Below are 16,714 nucleotides of genomic sequence, written 5' to 3' on the forward strand. Positions count from 1 at the left end.
AGGGACGAAGCCCCCAACCCCGCCCGCGGATGACTGCATTCTTCGCAATATGCTTCCCCCGCACGCAAAAGGGCGGGACACTCGGCCTCCGCAGCCATGGAAGGGACCCTCATGGATCTCCCTGCCTCGCCTGATCCGCTCGCCGCCGCCCGGGCCCTCGGCCCGGCGGTCGATGCCGCGGCCGATGCCATCGAGGCCAGCCGCAGCATCCCGCCCGACCTGGCCGCCGCCCTGCACGCCGCCCGGCTCTCCCGCATGCTCCTGCCCCGCTCCGTGGGCGGCGATGAGGTGCATCCCGCCGCCTACCTCCTCGCCATCCAGGAGCTGGCCCGGCATGACGCCTCCCTCGGCTGGTGCACCTTCGTCGCCAACAGCGCGGCGCTGATCGCCGCGCATCTCGGCCCGGCGGAGGCCGCCGCCATTTTCGGCCCGCCGGACAGCCTGGTGGCCTGGGGCCCGCCCAATGGCACGGTGGCGGAGGCGGTGCCGGGCGGCTACCGCGTCTCCGGCCAATTCGCCTTCGCCAGCGGCAGCCGGCTGGCCACCTGGATGGGCGTGCACTGCCCGGTGCGGGAGGCGGATGGCAGCCTCCGCCGCAACCAGCACGGCAGGCCTGCCATCCGCACCTTGCTCTTCCCCGCCGCCAGGGCGGAGCTGCTCGGCGACTGGGACGCCATCGGGCTGCGCGGCACCGCCTCGGAGGGCTACCGGGTCGAGGCGCTCTTCGTGCCGGAGGCCTTCAGCGCGACGCGGGAGATGCCGGAGGCGCGGCGGGAGAAGGGCCCGCTCTACGCCTTCACCCAGCAGGGGCTCTACGGCGTCGGCGCGGCGGGCGTCGCGCTCGGCATCGCCCGCGCCATGCTGGACGGCTTCGCCGCCCTGGCCCGGGGCAAGACGCCGCGCGGCCAGGCGCTGATGGCGACCGACCCGCTGGTGCAGGACGGGTTCGGCCGGGCCGAGGCGGGGCTTTCCGCTGCCCGCGCCTGGCTGCTGGAGATATTGCGGGAGATGGTGGCGGCGGCGCCGGCCGAGGGCGCCTTCGGCATCCCGGACCGCGCCCGGCTCCGCCTCGGCTGCATCCAGGCGATGCAGGCGGCGGTCGCGGCGGCGGATTGGGCGCACCATGCCGCCGGGGTGGACGCCATCCGCCCGGGCAGCCCGCTGGAGCGGCGCTTCCGGGACATGCACACCGTCTCCCAGCAGATCCAGGCGCGGCGGGCGCATTTCGCCGCTGCCGCGCGGATCCTGCTGGGCGAGGCCACCCAGGATTTCCTGTGACCCGGGCAACCGACTTGGTAGGCCAGACATTTATGCGTAGAATGCCAATCGTGAACGCTGGCCGGGGTCTGCCATGCAGCGGTCTGCCGTGCGGCAACCTGTACGGTCACAACCATAACCGGGTCCGCACCCATGCCGAAGGAGGAACATCCAACGCTGGAGGAGACCCCGCCGCTGCTCGAACCGGAACACGCCGTGCGCAGCATCCCCTATGACGTCGCCGATGACGTGCCTGCCCTGATCTGGGTGACGGATGAGCTCGGCCGGCTGGTCTATGTGAATCGCCGCTTCGAGGATGCCTTCGGCCCGATCGCCGAGGTGCTGCGGGCCGGCGGCTGGCCGCATGTGCTCTCGCCCGAGGATCTGCCGCGCTTCGAGGCCGGCTTCGCCGAGGCCAGGGCCCGCCGCGGCGGCTTCCGCGCCGAGGTGCGGGTGCAGGGCCCGGCGGGGCTGCGGCGCTGGCATCGCTGCGAGGCGGCGGCGCAGATCGGCGCGGACGGGGCGCTGCTGGGCTATGTCGGCTGCAGCGTGGACGTCACCGAGGCGAAGGAGGCCGAGGCGGCGCTGCGCGACCTGACCGAGACGCTGGAACGCCGCATCGCCGACCGCACCGCCCAGCTCGCCGCCGAGGCCGCGGCCCGCGCCGCGGCGCAGGACCGGCTGCGCCACACCCAGAAGCTGGAAGCCCTCGGCCAGCTCGCCGGCGGCGTGGCGCATGATTTCAACAACGCCTCCGCCGCCGTGCTCGCCGGGCTTTCCCTGCTGGAAAAGCGCCATGGCGCCGCCCTCGTCACCTTCGATGGCGAGCCCCGCCGGTTGCTGGCGAGCGTCAGGGAGGCGGCGGAGCGCGGCACCGCCATCTCCCGCCGCCTGCTCGCCTTTGCGCGGCGGGAGGAGATGCATGCCGGCGACCTCGACCCGGCCGGGCTGCTGCTCAATCTCCGCGCCGTGCTGGCCAATGCGCTCGGCCCCGGCATCCGCGTGCTGGTGGATGTGCCGCCCAACCTGCCGCCGCTGCGCACCGACCAGGCGCAGCTCGAGACCACGCTCATCAACCTTGCAGTGAATGCGCGGGACGCCATGCCGGATGGCGGCAGCGTCACCCTGGGCGCGGCGGAGGAGCCGCCGGGGGAAGCGCCGCCCGGCACTGATTTGCCGCAAGGCGACTATGTCCGGCTCTGGGTCGCCGATACCGGCATCGGCATGGACGAGCCGACCCTGGCCCGCGCCATCGAGCCCTTCTTCACCACCAAGCCGCGGGAGAAGGGGACCGGCCTCGGCCTCTCCATGGCGGATGGCTTCATCGCCCAGGCCGGCGGCGCCATGCGGCTGGACAGCGCGCCCGGCCTCGGCACCACCGTCACCCTCTGGCTGCCGCGCGCCAATGCGCTGGAGGAGCCGGCGCCGCCGCCGATCCGCGGCCATGCGCTGATCGTCGAGGACGAGCCGCTGATGCGCCGCTACCTGGCGGAATGCCTGCGGCATGAGGGCTATGAGGTGCGCCTTGCCGAGGATGCCGGCCAGGCCCTGGCGGCCCTCGAGGCAGGGGAGCGCTGCGACGTGCTGGTGACCGACCTGGTCATGCCGGGCATGGACGGCATCGCGCTGATCGAGGCGACGCGGGTGCTGCGCCCCGGCCTCGGCGCCGTGCTGCTGACCGGCACCGGCAAGGTGGCGGAGATCGCCCCCCAGGCCACGCGCGGCGGCTTCGCCCTGCTGCGCAAGCCGGTCTCCCCGGCCGAATTGGCGGATTGCCTGGTGCGCCTGGTCGCGCCGCCGCCGGCCGAGGCAGCAGAGGGGGCGGCATGATCGGCGTGGGCTATGCGAAGCATTCGGACCCCGCCACCGCTGTGAAGCGCTGCGTCGCCGCGCTGGGGCCGGCGCCGGCGCGGCTGCTGCTCGCCTTCGTCGGCGGCAAGCTGGACCCGCATGCGGTGCTGGCGGCGCTGCGCCGGGAATGCGGCGAGGTGCCGATCTATGGCGGCTCCGCCGCCGGCGCCATCGCCCGGCAGGGCTTCGGCTATAGCGGCTTCGAACTCGGCCTCATCGCCTTCCGCGACGAGGCGGTGACGCCGCGGGCGCTGATCACCCGCCTGCTGCTGCCGGATGAGCGCGTGGCGGGCGCCGCGCTGGGCGACGAGGTGCGCAGCCAGGTCAGCCGCGACGCGGTGGTGCTGCTGCTGTTCGACAGCGTGGCGAGCAGCACGCCGCTCCGCCTGCACCATGCGAGCTCCATCGTGGACGGCTTCCATGCCGGCTTCGGCGACGCGCCGCTGCACCTGCTGGGCGGCGGGCTGCTGACCGACATGAACCTCACCGGCGGCTGGGTCTATGACGGGGCGGAGGTGGTGAAGCACGCCGCCGTCGCCCTGGTCTTCCCGCCCGGCATCGCGGCGGAGACCGTCATCATGCATGGCTGCCGCCCGGTCTCCACCTTCATGGAGATCACCCGGATCGAGGGCGCCGATGTCTATGAGCTGGACGGCAAGCCGGCCCTCGCCGTCATCGAGCGCATGCTGGGCCTGCCGCTCGGCGGCGCGAAAGGCCATGAATTATCGCTGATGGCGACGCTCGGCCAGAAGCAGGGCGACCCCTTCGCGCCCTATGACGAGAATGCCTATGTCAACCGGCTGATCCTGCGCGCTGCCCCGGAAACCGGCGCCGTGACGCTGTTCGAGCCGGATTTCGCGCTCGGCACTCAGGTGCAGATCATGAGTCGCGATAATTCGCTCATGCTGGAATCCGTGCGGCGGGGTGTCGCGGCGATCAATTCTACCGTAGCTGGTAGCGCCAATCTCCTTGGCCTTTATATCGACTGTGCCGGGCGCGGCAGCGCGCGCAGCGGGGCACCGGTGGAGGAGGCTGAGCTGGTGGCGCGAGGTCTGGATGCGGGAACCCCCTTCCTCGGCTTCTATTCCGGGGTCGAGGTGGCGCCTTTTGCCGGCGGCCCTTCCAAGCCGCTCGACTGGACCGGGGTGCTCACCGTGCTGCGGCCCGCCGCGGCATGAGCGCAGCCTTGTCGCAAAGCACGCCCGGGGTGTTGGAGCGCGAACTCGCCTATTACCGGCGGGAATGCAACGATCTTGGCGCCCGCCTGCTGCGGCTGCAGGAGGAGCAGAGCCAGGCCTTCCGCGAGGCGCGGCGCAGCCGCACCGTGGCGCGGCTGATCCGCGAGGCCTACCGCCTGGCGGATGGCGACCTGGCGCCGGAGGAGATCGGCGCGCCGATCCTCGAGATGATCGTGGAGAACGTGCTCTGCGACGGCGCCGCGCTGCTCGCCTCCGACCCCGCCGCGGGGGACGGGACGTTCCGGGTGACGCATGCCATCGGCCCGCACCTGACCGATGCGCTGCCGCGGCTGGTCCTGCCCGCGCCGCCGTCCTTCTTCTTCACCACCTCCCGCACCCCGATCGAGCCGCCGGCCTATGAGCTGACGGCGATCCTCCGCCTGCCCTATGTCCTCTGGGCCTATGACCGGCCGACCGGCCATGCCCTCATCATCGGCAACCAGTCGGAGAGCAATGTCAGCCGGCCCTTCGAGGCGGGCGACCAGGAGCTGATCGAGGGTGCGCTCTCCGTCTATATCGACGTGCTGCTGCGCAAGCGCGCGGAGGTGGAGCTGCGCGCGGCGAAGACCGCGGCGGAGCGCGCCAGCCAGGCCCGCGCCCGCTTCCTCGCCACGCTGACGCATGAGCTGCGCACGCCGCTCAACGCCATCATCGGCTATTCGGAAATGCTGGCGCCGCGCTCCCCCTACCAGCTCACCGAGGCGAGCCGCGACGATTACGCGCAGCAGATCCTCGGCGCCGGGAAGCAGCTCCTCGGGCTGATCGACGGCATCCTGGATTATTCGAGCATCGAGAATGCGGTGCCGGCGCTGGCCGCCGAATGGCTGCCGGCGGAGCGGCTGCTGGCCGAGGCCGTGCACATGGTCGCCGGCGCGGCGCAGCGGCGCGACGTGGCCATCGAGATCGGCACCGCCGTGCCAGGGCTGGAATTCCTGGTGGACCCGCTGCGCTTCTGCCAGGTGGTGCAGAACCTGCTGGGCAATGCGGTGAAATTCTCCCGCACCCATGGCCGGGTGACGATCGGCGCGACCCTGGCCGGGGAGGGCGCCCTGCTCTCGGTGCGCGACCGCGGCATCGGCATGCGGCCGGAGGACATCCCCCGCGCGCTGGAACCCTTCCAGCAGATCGAGGGACATCATGCGCGGAGCTTCGGCGGCGCCGGGCTCGGCCTGCCCATCGCCAAGGCGCTGACCGAGGCGCATGGCGGGACGCTCTGCATCGAAAGCGTGCCCGAGGAGGGCACCACGGTCGGCATCCGCCTGCCGGCCGAGCGGGTGCGGCTGACGATCGGCTGAGGCGCGGCCGCTTGCGGCGGCATCGGCCGACGGCGTGCAGCGCCCGACCGGGCGATGGCTTGGCGCGCGCTGCGGGAGCGGCGGCGACGGCATCATGCCAGGGCGCGGGCCGGCCCCCCGCCCCCGAAGCCGGGACGAAGCCGGGGATCGTCCGGCGCCTCCGGATCCGGCGGCCGGGCCGCCACGGCGCCGGGCCGCGATCGCGGGCCTTCCCGGCCTTCGCGTCGATCGCCGCCCCGCGCGGGAATGGGGCGGCCCCGCCACCGCCCCGGCCTGGTCATCGCCCGATGCTTTCCGGCGCCGTCGCCGCCAGCGTCCCGAGATTCTGGTCGATGGCGCGGAACAGCCCCCAGCTCTCGAAATAGCCGAGCGGGAAGCCCGGCGAGCCGGCCTCCAGATCCGCCTGGCGGGCATGGATGTAATCCGCCCATTTCCGCGTCGCCGGCTTGCGGTGGTGGAAATCATGGCAGGGCGCATCGCCCACCAGGACGAAGAGGCGGACGAAGAGCTGCACCGTCAGCATATCCGCCCACCACGCCGTCCAGGCCAGCAGCCCGGCCGGCGTATTGGCCGCCACCGCCGGCGGGGCGCTGCCGGGGAAGACGCCGACCGTCGAGTGGCAGACGAAGGTGCGGTCGCGCACCGCCATCACCTCCGCCTCCGGGAAGCGATGCTCGCAGAGGATGCGGCCGACGGTCGCGATCTGCAGCAGCACGGTGACCGGCAGCACCCAGGCGATGACGAATTCCGCCAGCGTGCCGGTGGCCGCGGCGGCGGCGATGGCAGCCCCCCAGGCCAGCCGGCCGGTCCAGTCATGCGCCCGGTCGCCGGTCAGCAGGCTGGCCTTCACCCGCCGCCGCGCGAATTGCCAGTGGAAGACCGGGGAGGCGCAATTGGTCAGCACCCGGCGCCACAATTCGCGCTTCGGCAGGTTGGGCTCCAGGCCGCACATGCCGAGGACGAAATCGGCGAACTCATCCTCCTCGGTCAGCAGCTTGCGCGGGCTGTGATGCATCATGTGCTCGCGCTGGTAGTCCTCGAAGCGCTTGAACAGCAGCAGGGCGGAAATCAGCCGGCCGACCCGCCGGTTCGTCTCCCGCGTCCGGAACACCGTGCCATGCGAGCAGTGGTGGAACACCACCACCTGGAACAGGCCGAGGCCGCAGCTCGTCGCCAGCAGCCCGAACGGCACCAGCAGCCAGAGCCAGGCCGAGCCGCCGAGCAGCGCGGCATAGGAAAGGGCCGTGCCGCCCAGCACCCAGAGCAGGGCGCGGGCGACGAAGCCCGTGGCGGAGCGTGATGGCGCCACCTCGCCCGGGGCGGGCTTGGCGGTCAGCCAGGTGAGGAAGGGCTGTATCCAGCGCGGCAGCGTGGCCGCCATACGGGATCTCGGGTCATCGGGCAGGCGCAGCGAGGCCAGCGGCATCGAGCTCAGCGAAATGTCGCTCAGCAGGGTCATACATCTTCTCCTTGCTCCCCGGCCGGCGGGGTATGGCCGGCGGTAGGCAAGGAGTAGCAACGAAACCGCCTCGCGTGTGCGTCAGTGGCTCATCCGCTTGGCGGCTCTCTCAAGACGTTTCACTTTCCCAGTAACGATTGTCCTTGCGAATCGGGCATAACTGGGGATCTTGGCTAGAAGCGACGGATTCATCCCAGGAATTGCACGCCATCCCGCCGGCAAGGGAATGGCAATAGTACCTCAGGGTGATTCACTTGATCGAAATTCAACCATTGCTTGTGTATCCCCCGGCGATCTCGCCCTCGGTGCAATTTCCGCCGGCGCGGAGCGAACTGCTCAGGATTTGACGTCCCGGCTGCGTGAGTGCGCGCCCGGCCCGATTCCGCCCCTGGGATGCCGCGCGCCCGCCCGCGCGGCAGACCCGGACCAGGCGCCGTCCCGGAGCCGGCTTGCCGGGGGGGCGGCCCCCGCTTTCCGGCGACCGCCCGCCGGGCGGTCACGCCTATCCCCTATGGCCAGCGCGGGGGGTGGCTGCCGAGCGGGGCGGGTGGCAGGGCCCAGAAGGGCGGCGTCGCGGCCAGCCTGCCGCTGTGGCGCAGCGCCTCCACCCGGCCGAACCCGCCCTCGCTGGCTTCGAGGAAGGGGGCCAGCTCCGCCATCTCCGGCGCTTTCACGGCGAAGCCGTCCGGCAGCCTTCCCAGCCGGCGCAGCCACATGCCGGTGCCGACCAGGGAAACCCGGACCAGCCAGCTCCCGCCCTCCTCAGCCCGGCGCAGCAGCGCCGCCAGCGTGCCGAAGGCCAGCAGATAGCCGGAGGCATGGTCCAGCGCCTGGCAGGGCAGGGGTTGCGGCGCGGCATCCGCGGGATCCGCGCCGGCCGCCACCGCTTCCGCATGGTTGAAGCCGGTCGCCGTCTGCACCAGGGAATCGAAGCCGCGTCGCCCACCCCAGGGGCCGACCTCGCCATAGGCGGAGAGGGAGGTGCAGACGATGCCGGGATTCAGCGCCGCCAGCGCCTCGGGGCCGAAGCCATGGCCGGCGATGGCGCCGGGCCGGTAGCCCTGCAGGAAGACATCGGCCTGGCGGGCGAGGCCGCGCAGCGTCTCCTGCCCCGCCGGCTCGCGCAGGTCGATGGAGGCGGTGCGCTTGCCGCGGCCGGTATCCAGCACCAGCTCGTCGAAGCTCGGCAGATGGGCGGCGCTGATATGCAGCACGTCGGCGCCATGCGCCGCGAGCGTCCGGCCGCAGACCGGGCCGGCGATGACGCGGGTGAGGTCCAGCACCCGCAGCCCGGCCAAGGGCCGCTCCGCCAGGGGCGGCAGCGGGCGCGGCGGGGCGTCGCCGATCCTCTCGATGCGCAGCGGCGGCAGGGTGGCGACCGCCTGGCCCTGGGGGTGGGCGTCCCATTCCGCGAAGCTGCGCATGGCGGTGACGCAGAGCCCGGCATCCGCCGCCGCCTGCTCGAAATCATAGGCCTGCCAGCCTTGCAGGGCGGCGGTCACCGCCTCCTTGGTCGCGGCGCCGTCCAGCAGCTTCACGACGCCGGCGCGGTGATGCGGGAAGTTCGTATGCAGGCGCACGAAACGCCCGTCGCCGCAGCGGTAGGTGCCGGCGATGGAGTCCCAGCCCGCCCCGGCCGGGGCGCCATTGTGGCGCATATAGCGCTCGCTGAGGAATTCCAGCGCTGCCTCCCGCATCTCCACCCGGGCAGCCTGGGGGGCGCCGCCGCGCGCCCCGTGCAGCGAGGCCACGGCGGCGGTGACGGCGCCGATGCTGGCCTGGGCCGCGGCGCCGACGCGGAAGGAGGAGGGGAGGGCGGGCTCCTTGCCCGGCAGATCCAGCGGGCCGAGGCGGTCGGGCGGCAGCCCGGCCAATTCCCAGAGCGCGGCGAGGATGGCGTGCGGGGTGGGGTCGGGCATGGCTGGTCCCTCCGGAACACGCAGCCTGCCGGCGACGGTGCGGCTTGCCTAGTGTCCTGCCCGCTGAAACAAAAGCCGGTGGCCCGAGAACGAAGTCCCATTGGCGCAGCGCCGCGCAGCAGGGGGCGCTGCCCCCTGCACCCCCGCCGGGGGGTGGACCACCCCCCGGACCCCGGTGTGAGTCGGCAGGTTCAATCGTCGGGTCTGAAATTCAGACCGGGGTCCGGGGCCAGGTCCTGGCCCCGGCGGGGTGCAGGGGCAGAGCCCCTGCTGTGGGGTTTGGGTGAACTGCCGCCAACGGGCGAGCCCCCAGCCTCACTCCGCCGCCGCCCGCCTCGGCTGGAATTCCGGCGCCACCCGCGTCATGAACAGGCGGATCGACTCCCGCGCCACCGCATCCGGCATCGGCCCCAGCCGGAAGGCGCAGATCACGCCGCCGACGCCGGTGCGGTCGATCTCCGCCATCCGCGCCGCGACGGTGGCCGGGGAGCCGTAGATCAGCGCGTGCTCCACCTGCACCCGCGCCGGCGGCACCACCTCCTGCACCATGCGGATGCCCTGCTCGGCATAGACCTTCTCGCGCATTACGCGGCGATGCGCCTGCATGGCCTCGAAGGCCGGGATGGCGACGCGCTCCGCCTCGGCATCCGTCTCCGCCACCACCACGTTCCGCCACACCCAGCTTTCCGCCATGCAGCGCGCGATCACCGCCTCGTCATGGCCGGAGGCGGCGAGTTCCTCGCGGTAGCGGGCGAGGCGCGTGCGGGTCGCTTCCAGCGACTGCACGTTCATCATGAAGGGCAGGCCGCGCCGCGCCAAGTGCAGCGCGCCCTCCTCGGAGGAGGAGGCGCGCAGCACCGCCGGATGCGGCTTGCTGTAGCAGAGCGGCCGCAGCCGCGGCATGTGCAGATCCCAGAACTTGCCCTTGTGGGTCAGGCCGGTTTCGCTGGTCCAGGCGCGGAGCATGATCTCCTCCGCCTCCTCGTAGCGCGCCTGGGCGTCCTGCCAGTCGATGCCGAAGCCCTGGTATTCGTACACATTGTAGGCCGTGCCGCGCCCCAGCCCGACGATCAGCCGGCCTTTGCCGAGATTGTCCAGCAGCGCCATCTGCTCGGCGAGCCGCACCGGGTGGTGCAGCGAGACCTGCGCCACGGCGAAACCCAGCTTGATGCGCCTGGTCGCGGCCAGCACCGCGGCGGCGAAGGTGGTGGGGTCCACATAGGCGCAATTGCCGTCGAAATGGTGCTCAGCCAGCCACAGCACCTCCACCCCCAGCTCGTCGCAGAGCTTCGCCTCCTCCAGGCTTTCGGCGATGATCCGGGCATCGTCCTCGGGCGTCGTCGCCTCGGGGAAGAGGAAATTGCTGAACCGCAGCATCGCGCATCTCCGCAGGGGCGTGGCGCGGAGGGTAATGGCTTGGCGCGGTGCGGCAAGCGGTTAGGGTAGGGTTTATGCGCCCGGCAGGGGTTGCCGGCGCGGAGAAATCCCACCAAAGGTAACGGGCCTGTTGCCAAGCTGGCGCCGCCGCCCTGCCCACGCCATACCTTGGCGCATGAAGATCAACATCGAGATCGACTGCTCGCCGGAGGAAGCCCGCACCTTCCTCGGCCTGCCGGATCTGCGGCCGATGCAGGAGGCAGTGATGGCGAAGCTGCAGGCGCAGATGCTGGATGCCGTCTCGGCGGCGGCGCCGGAGGCGTTGCTGCGCGCCTGGATGCCGCTGGTGCCGCAGACGCCGGAGCAGATGCGCGACGCCATGGCGGGGATGTTCCGCTTCTTCGGCGGCGCTGGCCCCGGCCCCAAGCCTGGCGCGCCGCGCGACGAGCCGGGCTGACCGGGCGGCGTGGCGGAGAAGCGGGCGGAGCGACGCGAGCGGGCGCCGGAGCGCCCGCTGACGGGGTCCCCGGCCGGGGCGCCGCCGGAGGGTTGGCGCCTGGGCGGCGTGCGCCGGGATGCGCCAGGGGTGCAAGGAATGGTTCCGGAGGCTGCGCAGCCCGGTGCGGCGCCGCCGGACCCGGCCCCGCTGGACGGGCAGGGACCGGAAGGCGTGCGGCTGGGCGGGATGCGCCAGGATGCGCCGGGGCCGGGTGGAGCGACGCCGGATGGTGTGCAGCCCGGCGGGTCGCGTCCGGACGCGACCGGCCTGGCCGGGCCAGGCGGAAAAGGCGCGCGGCGGGGCGGGGCGCGCCGGGACCCGCCGCCGCTGGGCGGGGCTGCGGCGGGCGCGCCGCCCGCTGGGGTGCCCCCGGTCCCGGCCCCGCTGGAGGGGCCGAACCCGGAAAGCACCTACCGCGCCGGCGCGCCCCTCGACGCACCAGGGCGGACTGAGGCGAAGCAGGAAAGCCCGCAGTCGAACCCGGTACGCCCAGCCGGCCCGCGCCTGGGCGGCGGGGCCCCCTTCGGCCGGCCACCCTCCGGCGGGCGGCGGGACCGGCGGCGGGCGGCGCGGCGGCTGCGCTGGGCGCTGCTGGCCTCGGCGCTGCTGCATCTGGGGCTGGCCCTGCTGGCGGTGATCGCCCCCTGGTGGAAGGAGAAGCCGCCGGAGCCGCTGCCACCCCCGGCCTATGCCATGTATTTCGAATCCGGCGAGCAGGGCCGGCCGGCCGAGCCGGAAGGGGGCGAGGCGCCCTCCGCCCCGCCGCCCCCGCCCAGCGTGACCGCGCCCGAGACCCCGCCCGAGCCGGAGCTGGCGCCGCCGCCGCCCCCGCTGCCGCCGGCGCCGCCCCGGCGGGCGGAGGCGCCGCCCGCCCCGCCCCCGCCCCTGCCGCCCCCACCCGAGCCGCCCCCGCCGGAAACCCGGCCGGAGCCGCCGCCGCAACTGGCCGCCCCGCCACCGCCGCCGGCCCCGCCGCAGGAGGATGCGGTGGCCGCCCTGCCGCCGCCGCCTCCGCCGCCCCCCGCGCCGTCGCCGCAAAGGCCGGCCGCGCCGCCGCAGCCGGCGCCCCAGGCCACGCCGCAGCAGCGCCTGCCGCCACTGCGCTACATGCCGGAAGCCCTGGCCCTGCTGCGGCCGCCGCGCCCGGCGCCGCAGACCCAGCCGCAAAGCCGCCGGCGGCTGGACCTGGATCTGGGCAGCCTGCCCTCCCAGGGGCGCTTCTCCCTCTCGCCGGAGACGGAGGTGCGCGGCGCCCAGGTGGGGCCGGATTGGCGCAACGCCTTCCGCCGCTGGCTGGACCAGAATCTGCGCTACCCGGAAAGCGCCGCGGTGGTGGGGCAGCAGGGGGTGAACCGGGTGGAGTTGAAGGTGGCGCCGGATGGCCGGGTGCTGGGGGCAACGCTGGTCCGCCCCTCCGGCTCGGTCTGGCTGGATGCCGGGACGCTGGGCACCTTCCGCGGGGCCAGGCTGCCGGCCTTCCCGCCCGGGGCCGGGGCGGACCCCAACGGCGTCACGGTGAACCTGACGGTGCGATACATCCTGACGGATTGAGGGGTGCGGAGCGTTGCCCGTTGGCGGCGGTGCCGCCAGCCCCGGCAGGGGCTCCGTCTCCAGGCGCGCAGGAGACAAGGAGAAGATTGGGGGCTATGCCTCCGACCCCGGCGGGAGTTTATGCTTCGCAGGTTGAAACTGCCGACTTACGGCGGGGTCCGGGGGGAAGCGTTGCCGGCAGTGCCGGCAACCCCAGCCGGCGGGGTCCGGGGGGCAGCGCCCCTGGCGGGGGCTCTGGGGGCGGAGCCCGCCTTCATTCCCCCTCAGTATTCCAGCTCATAGGTCAGCCCCACCCGGTCTCCCGCCGGTCCCGTGGCGGTCTGGCCCTCCAGCTTCAGCCGCGGCGTGATCTCCACCTGTACCCCGACGCCGGTCTGCCCGCCCTGCGTCCCCTGCCGCACCCCGAGGAACACCCCCGGCGCCACATAGCGCCCGGCCTCCACCTGCGGCGCCGTGCCGCCCTCGCCGCCGGAGACGCCCAGCCGGTCCAGCCCCAGCGCCCCCCGCACCTTGTCCAGCGGGCTCGTGCCGCCCCCAACGCCGGTGAGCTGCGCCACCGCCTGGGCGATCTGAGCCAGCTCGAAGGGCGAGAGGTTGCTGGTCGGCCGGTCGAACAGCAGCCGCGCCAGCGCCTCATCCCGCGGCAGCTCCGGGGAGGAGGTGAAGTCGATCTCCGGCGCCGCCGGCGTGCCCTTCACCGTGACGGTGATGGTGGTGTCGCGCGCCTGCGCCTCCGCCGCCAGATCGAGCTGCGGATTGAGGTTGCCCGAGGCGAAGGCGATGTTCCCCCGCTTGAAGGTCATCTGCCGGGCGAGGATGTCCAGCGTGCCGCGGCGGAGGTTGAGCCCGCCGGAGGGCACCGGCGCCGCCACCGTGCCGCCCACCTTCACCTCGCCCCCCAGCTCCACATCGATGCCGCGGCCGCGGACGAAGATGCCCTGCGGCGCCTTCACCGTGACATCCAGCGCCAAGGGCGGCGCAGGCGGCGCCGGCGGCGCGGCGGGCGGGGCCGCGGCGGCTCTGGCCGGGGGGCGCGGCGGCTGCGGCACGCCGGGCGGGGTGCGGCCCACCTGGCGGACATTGTCCAGCACCGGCAGGCTGGCGGGCAGGCTGGTCGGCACGCGCAATTCCGCCCCCCGCACCCGCACCTCGCCCTGCACCCGGCCGCCGCCCAGCACCGGGCCCAGCACCTTGAGATCGGCATCAAAGCTGCCGGTGCCGAGGTCGGAGGTGACCGGCTGCGCGTCCCGCGCGGTGATGGTGAGATCGGTCGGGAAGCCCTCGGCGCCGACATCGACATTGCCCGCCAGGGTGATCCGCCCCTGGCCGGCGGTGCGGGCGGTGAGGTTCTCCACCACCAGCCGCGTGCCCTCCCCGGTGATGGTCCCGGCGATGTCGCGCAGCCGCACCCCGGTCACGGGGTTGCGGTAATCCCCGCCGGAGAGGGTGGCGCGGCCGCCGAGGCGGGGGGTGCCGAGGCTGCCCTCTGCCCGCAGCGCCAGATCCAGCCTGCCACTCACCCTGTCCGCCCCGGCGGCGAGGAAGGGCTGGGCGAGGGGGGCCAGGTCCAGTCGCCCGTTCAGCGCCGCCTCGAGCGGCGAGGCGGGGGCGAAGCCGCGCGGCAGCCTGGCGGTCGCGGTCAGGCTGCCGGCCCGGCCGGCGGCAAGCTCCGCCCGGCCCTCCGCCGCCTCGCCCTTCAGCGTGCCCTCCACCCGCAGCTCCGCGGTGGGCAGGCCGCGGGCCCAGGCAGCGCCGGCGCCGAGGCCGGTGCCGGTGAGGGTCACCCGGGCCTCCGGCGCCGCCACCGGGCCGGTGACGCGGAGGTCGCCGGAGATGGTGCCGCGCGGCTCCACCCCCGGCGCATAGGGCGCGGCGAGGCTGAGGGGCAGGCCGGCGAGGTTGGCGGTGATATCCGCCCGCTCCGGCCCCCAGCGCCCCTCGGCGCGCAGCCTTCCGCCGCTGCCCAGCATCAGGGCGAGGGGGGAGATGGCGGCGCTGCCATCCGCGCCCAGCCGGACCTGGCTGGGGGCGGCGAGGCGCAGCGTCTCGCCCGGGCCGCGCGCCTCCAGCGCGGCGAGGTCGAGGCGCCAGCCGCCATTCTCCTGCGCGAGGCCGCCCTTGCCATTCAGCCCCAGCCCCGGCCCGTTGCCGTCGATGCTCCACTGCATGGCGGCGGGGGTGCCGGCCAGGGTGGCGCGCAGCACGCCGGCATTCTCGCCCCAGGCGAGGCGGGGGGCGTCCAGCCTTGCGTCGAAGCCCTGCTGGCCGTCGCGCGGGGCGAGCCTGGTCTCCAGCGTCAGGCGGCCGCCCAGGGCGGGCTGGCCGGCGAGGCGGCCGAGCGGGGCGAGGTCGGCGGCGTCCAGCTTCGCCTCGCCGGTGAAGAGGGGGCCGGCGGGGTCCAGAACGCCCTGCGCCGCCAGGGTGGCGGGGCCGAGCCGGGCACTGGCCTGCTCCACCCGCACCAGTGTGCCGTCCGGCTGGCCGCGGAAGGTCACCGCCAGGGGCAGCCCGTCCAGCCTGCCGTTGAGGTCGGCGGTGCCTTGCGGGGCGGAGGCGGGGGTGGCGATGCGGGCGGCCAGCTCCAGCGCCTCCAGCACATGGCCGGCCATGGCGATGCGGCCGGATTGCGCAGAAACCACCAGATCCGGATCGGCCAGCTTGCCGCTGGCCTCCACCCGCGCCGTCAGCGCGCCCTCGGAGCCGGCGCCGAGCACGGCGAGGCGGGGCAGCTCGGCGGTCGCCGTCAGGGCGATGGGCTCGGCCAGGCTGCCATTGGCGGCGAGGCGGCCCTCGGCGCCTTCCACGGCGAGGTCGAGGCGCGGCCCCGGCATGCTGGCCTTCAGGGTGAGGCGGGGGGTGGGGCCCAGCACCGCATCCGCCGGCGCCTGGCCGGTGGCGAGGCCGGACGGCGTCGCGGTGAGGTCGAGGCTGGGGGCGCCGATGGTGCCGGCGATGGCGGCCTCCGCCCGCAGCCCCTGCCAGGCGGGGCCGGGCGGCAGCAGGCCAGCGAAGCGCTGCGATTCGGCGACATCGAGGGTGGCGCGCAAATCCAGCGCCTCATTCGCCAGGTTGGCGGTGCCGGTCAGGCTGAGCTGGCCGGCGGGGGCGCGCAATTCCAGGGCGCGCAGCGCCAGGCGCTGATCGGCGGCGAGGTCGGCATCCAGGCGGAAGGCGAGGGGGGTGGCGAGCGGCGCCGCCTCGGGCGGCAGCATGGCGGGGGCGCTGGCTTCGCCGGAAAGGGTGGCGCCCAGGGCGCCGTCCGGGGCGGCGCGGACCATGCCCTCGGCGGCCAGGGTCAGGCCCTCGCCCATATTACCGTCCAGCCGCAGCGCCGCGCCGGAGGCCGGGCCTTCCAGCGTCAGGTCAACGGAGAGCGGCCGGTCGCCGAGGCCGGCCAGGGTGGCGACCAGACCGCCCGGCGCCTCCCTCGCGGTGATCCTGGCGTTCAGCCGGTCCTCCGCCGGGGTCAGGCCAAGGGCGACGGCCACGCCGCCCTCCCGGTCCAGCCGGCGGAGATCGAGCCGGGCGCGGAGATCGCCGGCGGCGAGGCCCGCCTCGCCTTCCAGCGCGAAGCTGGCGGCCTGGCCCAGCACCGGCTGGCCCAGCTCCAGCACGTCGATCGCCAGCCGGTCCAGCGCCACATCCACGGGCAGGCTGGGGAGTTGCGGCAGCACGGTCTCGCCGGGCGGGGTGGGCTCCGGCGCCGGGCCGGGCGCGGCAGGCGGCAGGCGGTGCAGGGCGATGCGCTGGGCGGCGATGGTGCGGATGCGGAAGGTCCGCTGCAGCAGGGCGCCGAGGTCGAGGTCGATCCGCGCCTCTTCCAGCTCCAGCCATGGGCCCTGGTCGTCCGACATGGTCAGCCGCGCGACGGCGGGGTGGCCGGGCAGCGGCCCGCGCAGCCCCTCGATCCGCAGCCCCGGCACCTGGTCCTGGGCGAGCCGCGCCAGGGTGTTCCGCCCCGGCTCGGTATTCGCCCAGACCAGCGCCCCGACCACCGCCACCACCGGCAGCGCCACCAGCAGCACCAGCCCGAAGAGCAGCCAGCGCACGACCCGCATCCTGTTCCCTTCGCCTCATCGGGGGCGCATGGCAGCCCCTCAAAACGCCCGCGGCTTACGCCAGGACGGTCGCGCACCGCCAGCCCGCGCCGCCCGCTGTCCTGCTGCGGCTTTGCCGCGGCAGGCTGTGCCAAGCCCCCGGCCGCCGATGCGGCACGGGGTGCCCGTGACGCTGCCTCGCCACGTCACGGCGCCATCAGACTACCTGCG

10 protein-coding genes are annotated in these 16,714 nt (G+C 74.2%); 6 read left to right on the plus strand and 4 right to left on the minus strand.

From position 1 onward, the window contains the following. Positions 1 to 96: 96 nt before the first annotated feature. From E5N76_RS12090 to E5N76_RS12105, 4 genes are all read left to right on the plus strand, one after another. Positions 97 to 1,278, plus strand: coding sequence for an acyl-CoA dehydrogenase family protein (locus tag E5N76_RS12090; RefSeq protein WP_149537556.1), 1,182 nt, complete (start codon positions 97 to 99; stop codon positions 1,276 to 1,278). A gap of 132 nt (positions 1,279 to 1,410) precedes the next feature. Further along, a complete protein-coding gene (locus E5N76_RS12095; protein WP_149537557.1) occupies positions 1,411 to 3,087 on the plus strand; it encodes a hybrid sensor histidine kinase/response regulator in 1,677 nt (558 codons plus the stop codon). Beyond that, a complete protein-coding gene (locus tag E5N76_RS12100; protein ID WP_149537558.1) occupies positions 3,084 to 4,286 on the plus strand; it encodes an FIST signal transduction protein in 1,203 nt (400 codons plus the stop codon). The genes E5N76_RS12095 and E5N76_RS12100 overlap by 4 nt, the downstream gene beginning before the upstream one ends. Continuing rightward, the gene (locus E5N76_RS12105) at positions 4,283 to 5,641 is read left to right on the plus strand and encodes a sensor histidine kinase (RefSeq protein WP_149537559.1); all 1,359 of its coding nucleotides are present in this window, start codon (positions 4,283 to 4,285) and stop codon (positions 5,639 to 5,641) included. The genes E5N76_RS12100 and E5N76_RS12105 overlap by 4 nt, the downstream gene beginning before the upstream one ends. Before the next feature lie 277 nt (positions 5,642 to 5,918). On the opposite strand, the gene E5N76_RS12110 is transcribed toward E5N76_RS12105, so the two are convergent. The 3 genes from E5N76_RS12110 to E5N76_RS12120 all read right to left on the minus strand — a co-directional run bounded on the left by E5N76_RS12110 (position 5,919) and on the right by E5N76_RS12120 (position 10,396). Further along, positions 5,919 to 7,100 carry a fatty acid desaturase gene (locus E5N76_RS12110; protein ID WP_149537560.1) on the minus strand — a complete coding sequence of 394 codons (1,182 nt, stop codon included), beginning with the start codon at positions 7,098 to 7,100 and terminating at the stop codon, positions 5,919 to 5,921. A 509-nt stretch (positions 7,101 to 7,609) separates the two neighbouring features. Beyond that, entirely contained in the window at positions 7,610 to 9,019 is a 1,410-nt protein-coding gene (locus tag E5N76_RS12115) for a CoA transferase (RefSeq protein WP_149537561.1), read from the minus strand. 315 nt (positions 9,020 to 9,334) lie between these two features. Continuing rightward, positions 9,335 to 10,396 carry an LLM class flavin-dependent oxidoreductase gene (locus E5N76_RS12120; RefSeq protein WP_149537562.1) on the minus strand — a complete coding sequence of 354 codons (1,062 nt, stop codon included), beginning with the start codon at positions 10,394 to 10,396 and terminating at the stop codon, positions 9,335 to 9,337. A gap of 175 nt (positions 10,397 to 10,571) precedes the next feature. Between E5N76_RS12120 and E5N76_RS12125 the strand changes: the two genes are divergently transcribed. After that, positions 10,572 to 10,853: a DUF6489 family protein gene (locus E5N76_RS12125; RefSeq protein ID WP_149537563.1), complete on the plus strand. Its 282-nt coding sequence runs from the start codon at positions 10,572 to 10,574 to the stop codon at positions 10,851 to 10,853. Positions 10,854 to 10,991: 138 nt separating this feature from the next. Further along, the gene (locus tag E5N76_RS31015; protein WP_187830129.1) at positions 10,992 to 12,446 is read left to right on the plus strand and encodes an energy transducer TonB; all 1,455 of its coding nucleotides are present in this window, start codon (positions 10,992 to 10,994) and stop codon (positions 12,444 to 12,446) included. Between the two features lie 263 nt (positions 12,447 to 12,709). On the opposite strand, the gene E5N76_RS12140 is transcribed toward E5N76_RS31015, so the two are convergent. Beyond that, positions 12,710 to 16,495: a translocation/assembly module TamB domain-containing protein gene (locus tag E5N76_RS12140; protein ID WP_149537566.1), complete on the minus strand. Its 3,786-nt coding sequence runs from the start codon at positions 16,493 to 16,495 to the stop codon at positions 12,710 to 12,712. Positions 16,496 to 16,714: the final 219 nt, after the last annotated feature.

Source organism: Siccirubricoccus phaeus, assembly GCF_008360935.1.
In the GTDB taxonomy this organism is placed as follows: Bacteria; Pseudomonadota; Alphaproteobacteria; order Acetobacterales; family Acetobacteraceae; genus Siccirubricoccus; species Siccirubricoccus phaeus.

Bases quoted from the DNA above. Each gene is read 5' to 3' on its own strand.
- E5N76_RS12115 (WP_149537561.1), bottom strand. From the start codon at position 9,019: ATGCCCGACCCCACCCCGCACGCCATCCTCGCCGCGCTCTGGGAATTG.
- E5N76_RS12100 (WP_149537558.1), top strand. From the start codon at position 3,084: ATGATCGGCGTGGGCTATGCGAAGCATTCGGACCCCGCCACCGCTGTG.
- E5N76_RS12090 (WP_149537556.1), top strand. From the start codon at position 97: ATGGAAGGGACCCTCATGGATCTCCCTGCCTCGCCTGATCCGCTCGCC.
- E5N76_RS12105 (WP_149537559.1), top strand. From the start codon at position 4,283: ATGAGCGCAGCCTTGTCGCAAAGCACGCCCGGGGTGTTGGAGCGCGAA.
- E5N76_RS12095 (WP_149537557.1), top strand. From the start codon at position 1,411: ATGCCGAAGGAGGAACATCCAACGCTGGAGGAGACCCCGCCGCTGCTC.
- E5N76_RS31015 (WP_187830129.1), top strand. From the start codon at position 10,992: ATGGTTCCGGAGGCTGCGCAGCCCGGTGCGGCGCCGCCGGACCCGGCC.
- E5N76_RS12120 (WP_149537562.1), bottom strand. From the start codon at position 10,396: ATGCTGCGGTTCAGCAATTTCCTCTTCCCCGAGGCGACGACGCCCGAG.
- E5N76_RS12125 (WP_149537563.1), top strand. From the start codon at position 10,572: ATGAAGATCAACATCGAGATCGACTGCTCGCCGGAGGAAGCCCGCACC.
- E5N76_RS12110 (WP_149537560.1), bottom strand. From the start codon at position 7,100: ATGACCCTGCTGAGCGACATTTCGCTGAGCTCGATGCCGCTGGCCTCG.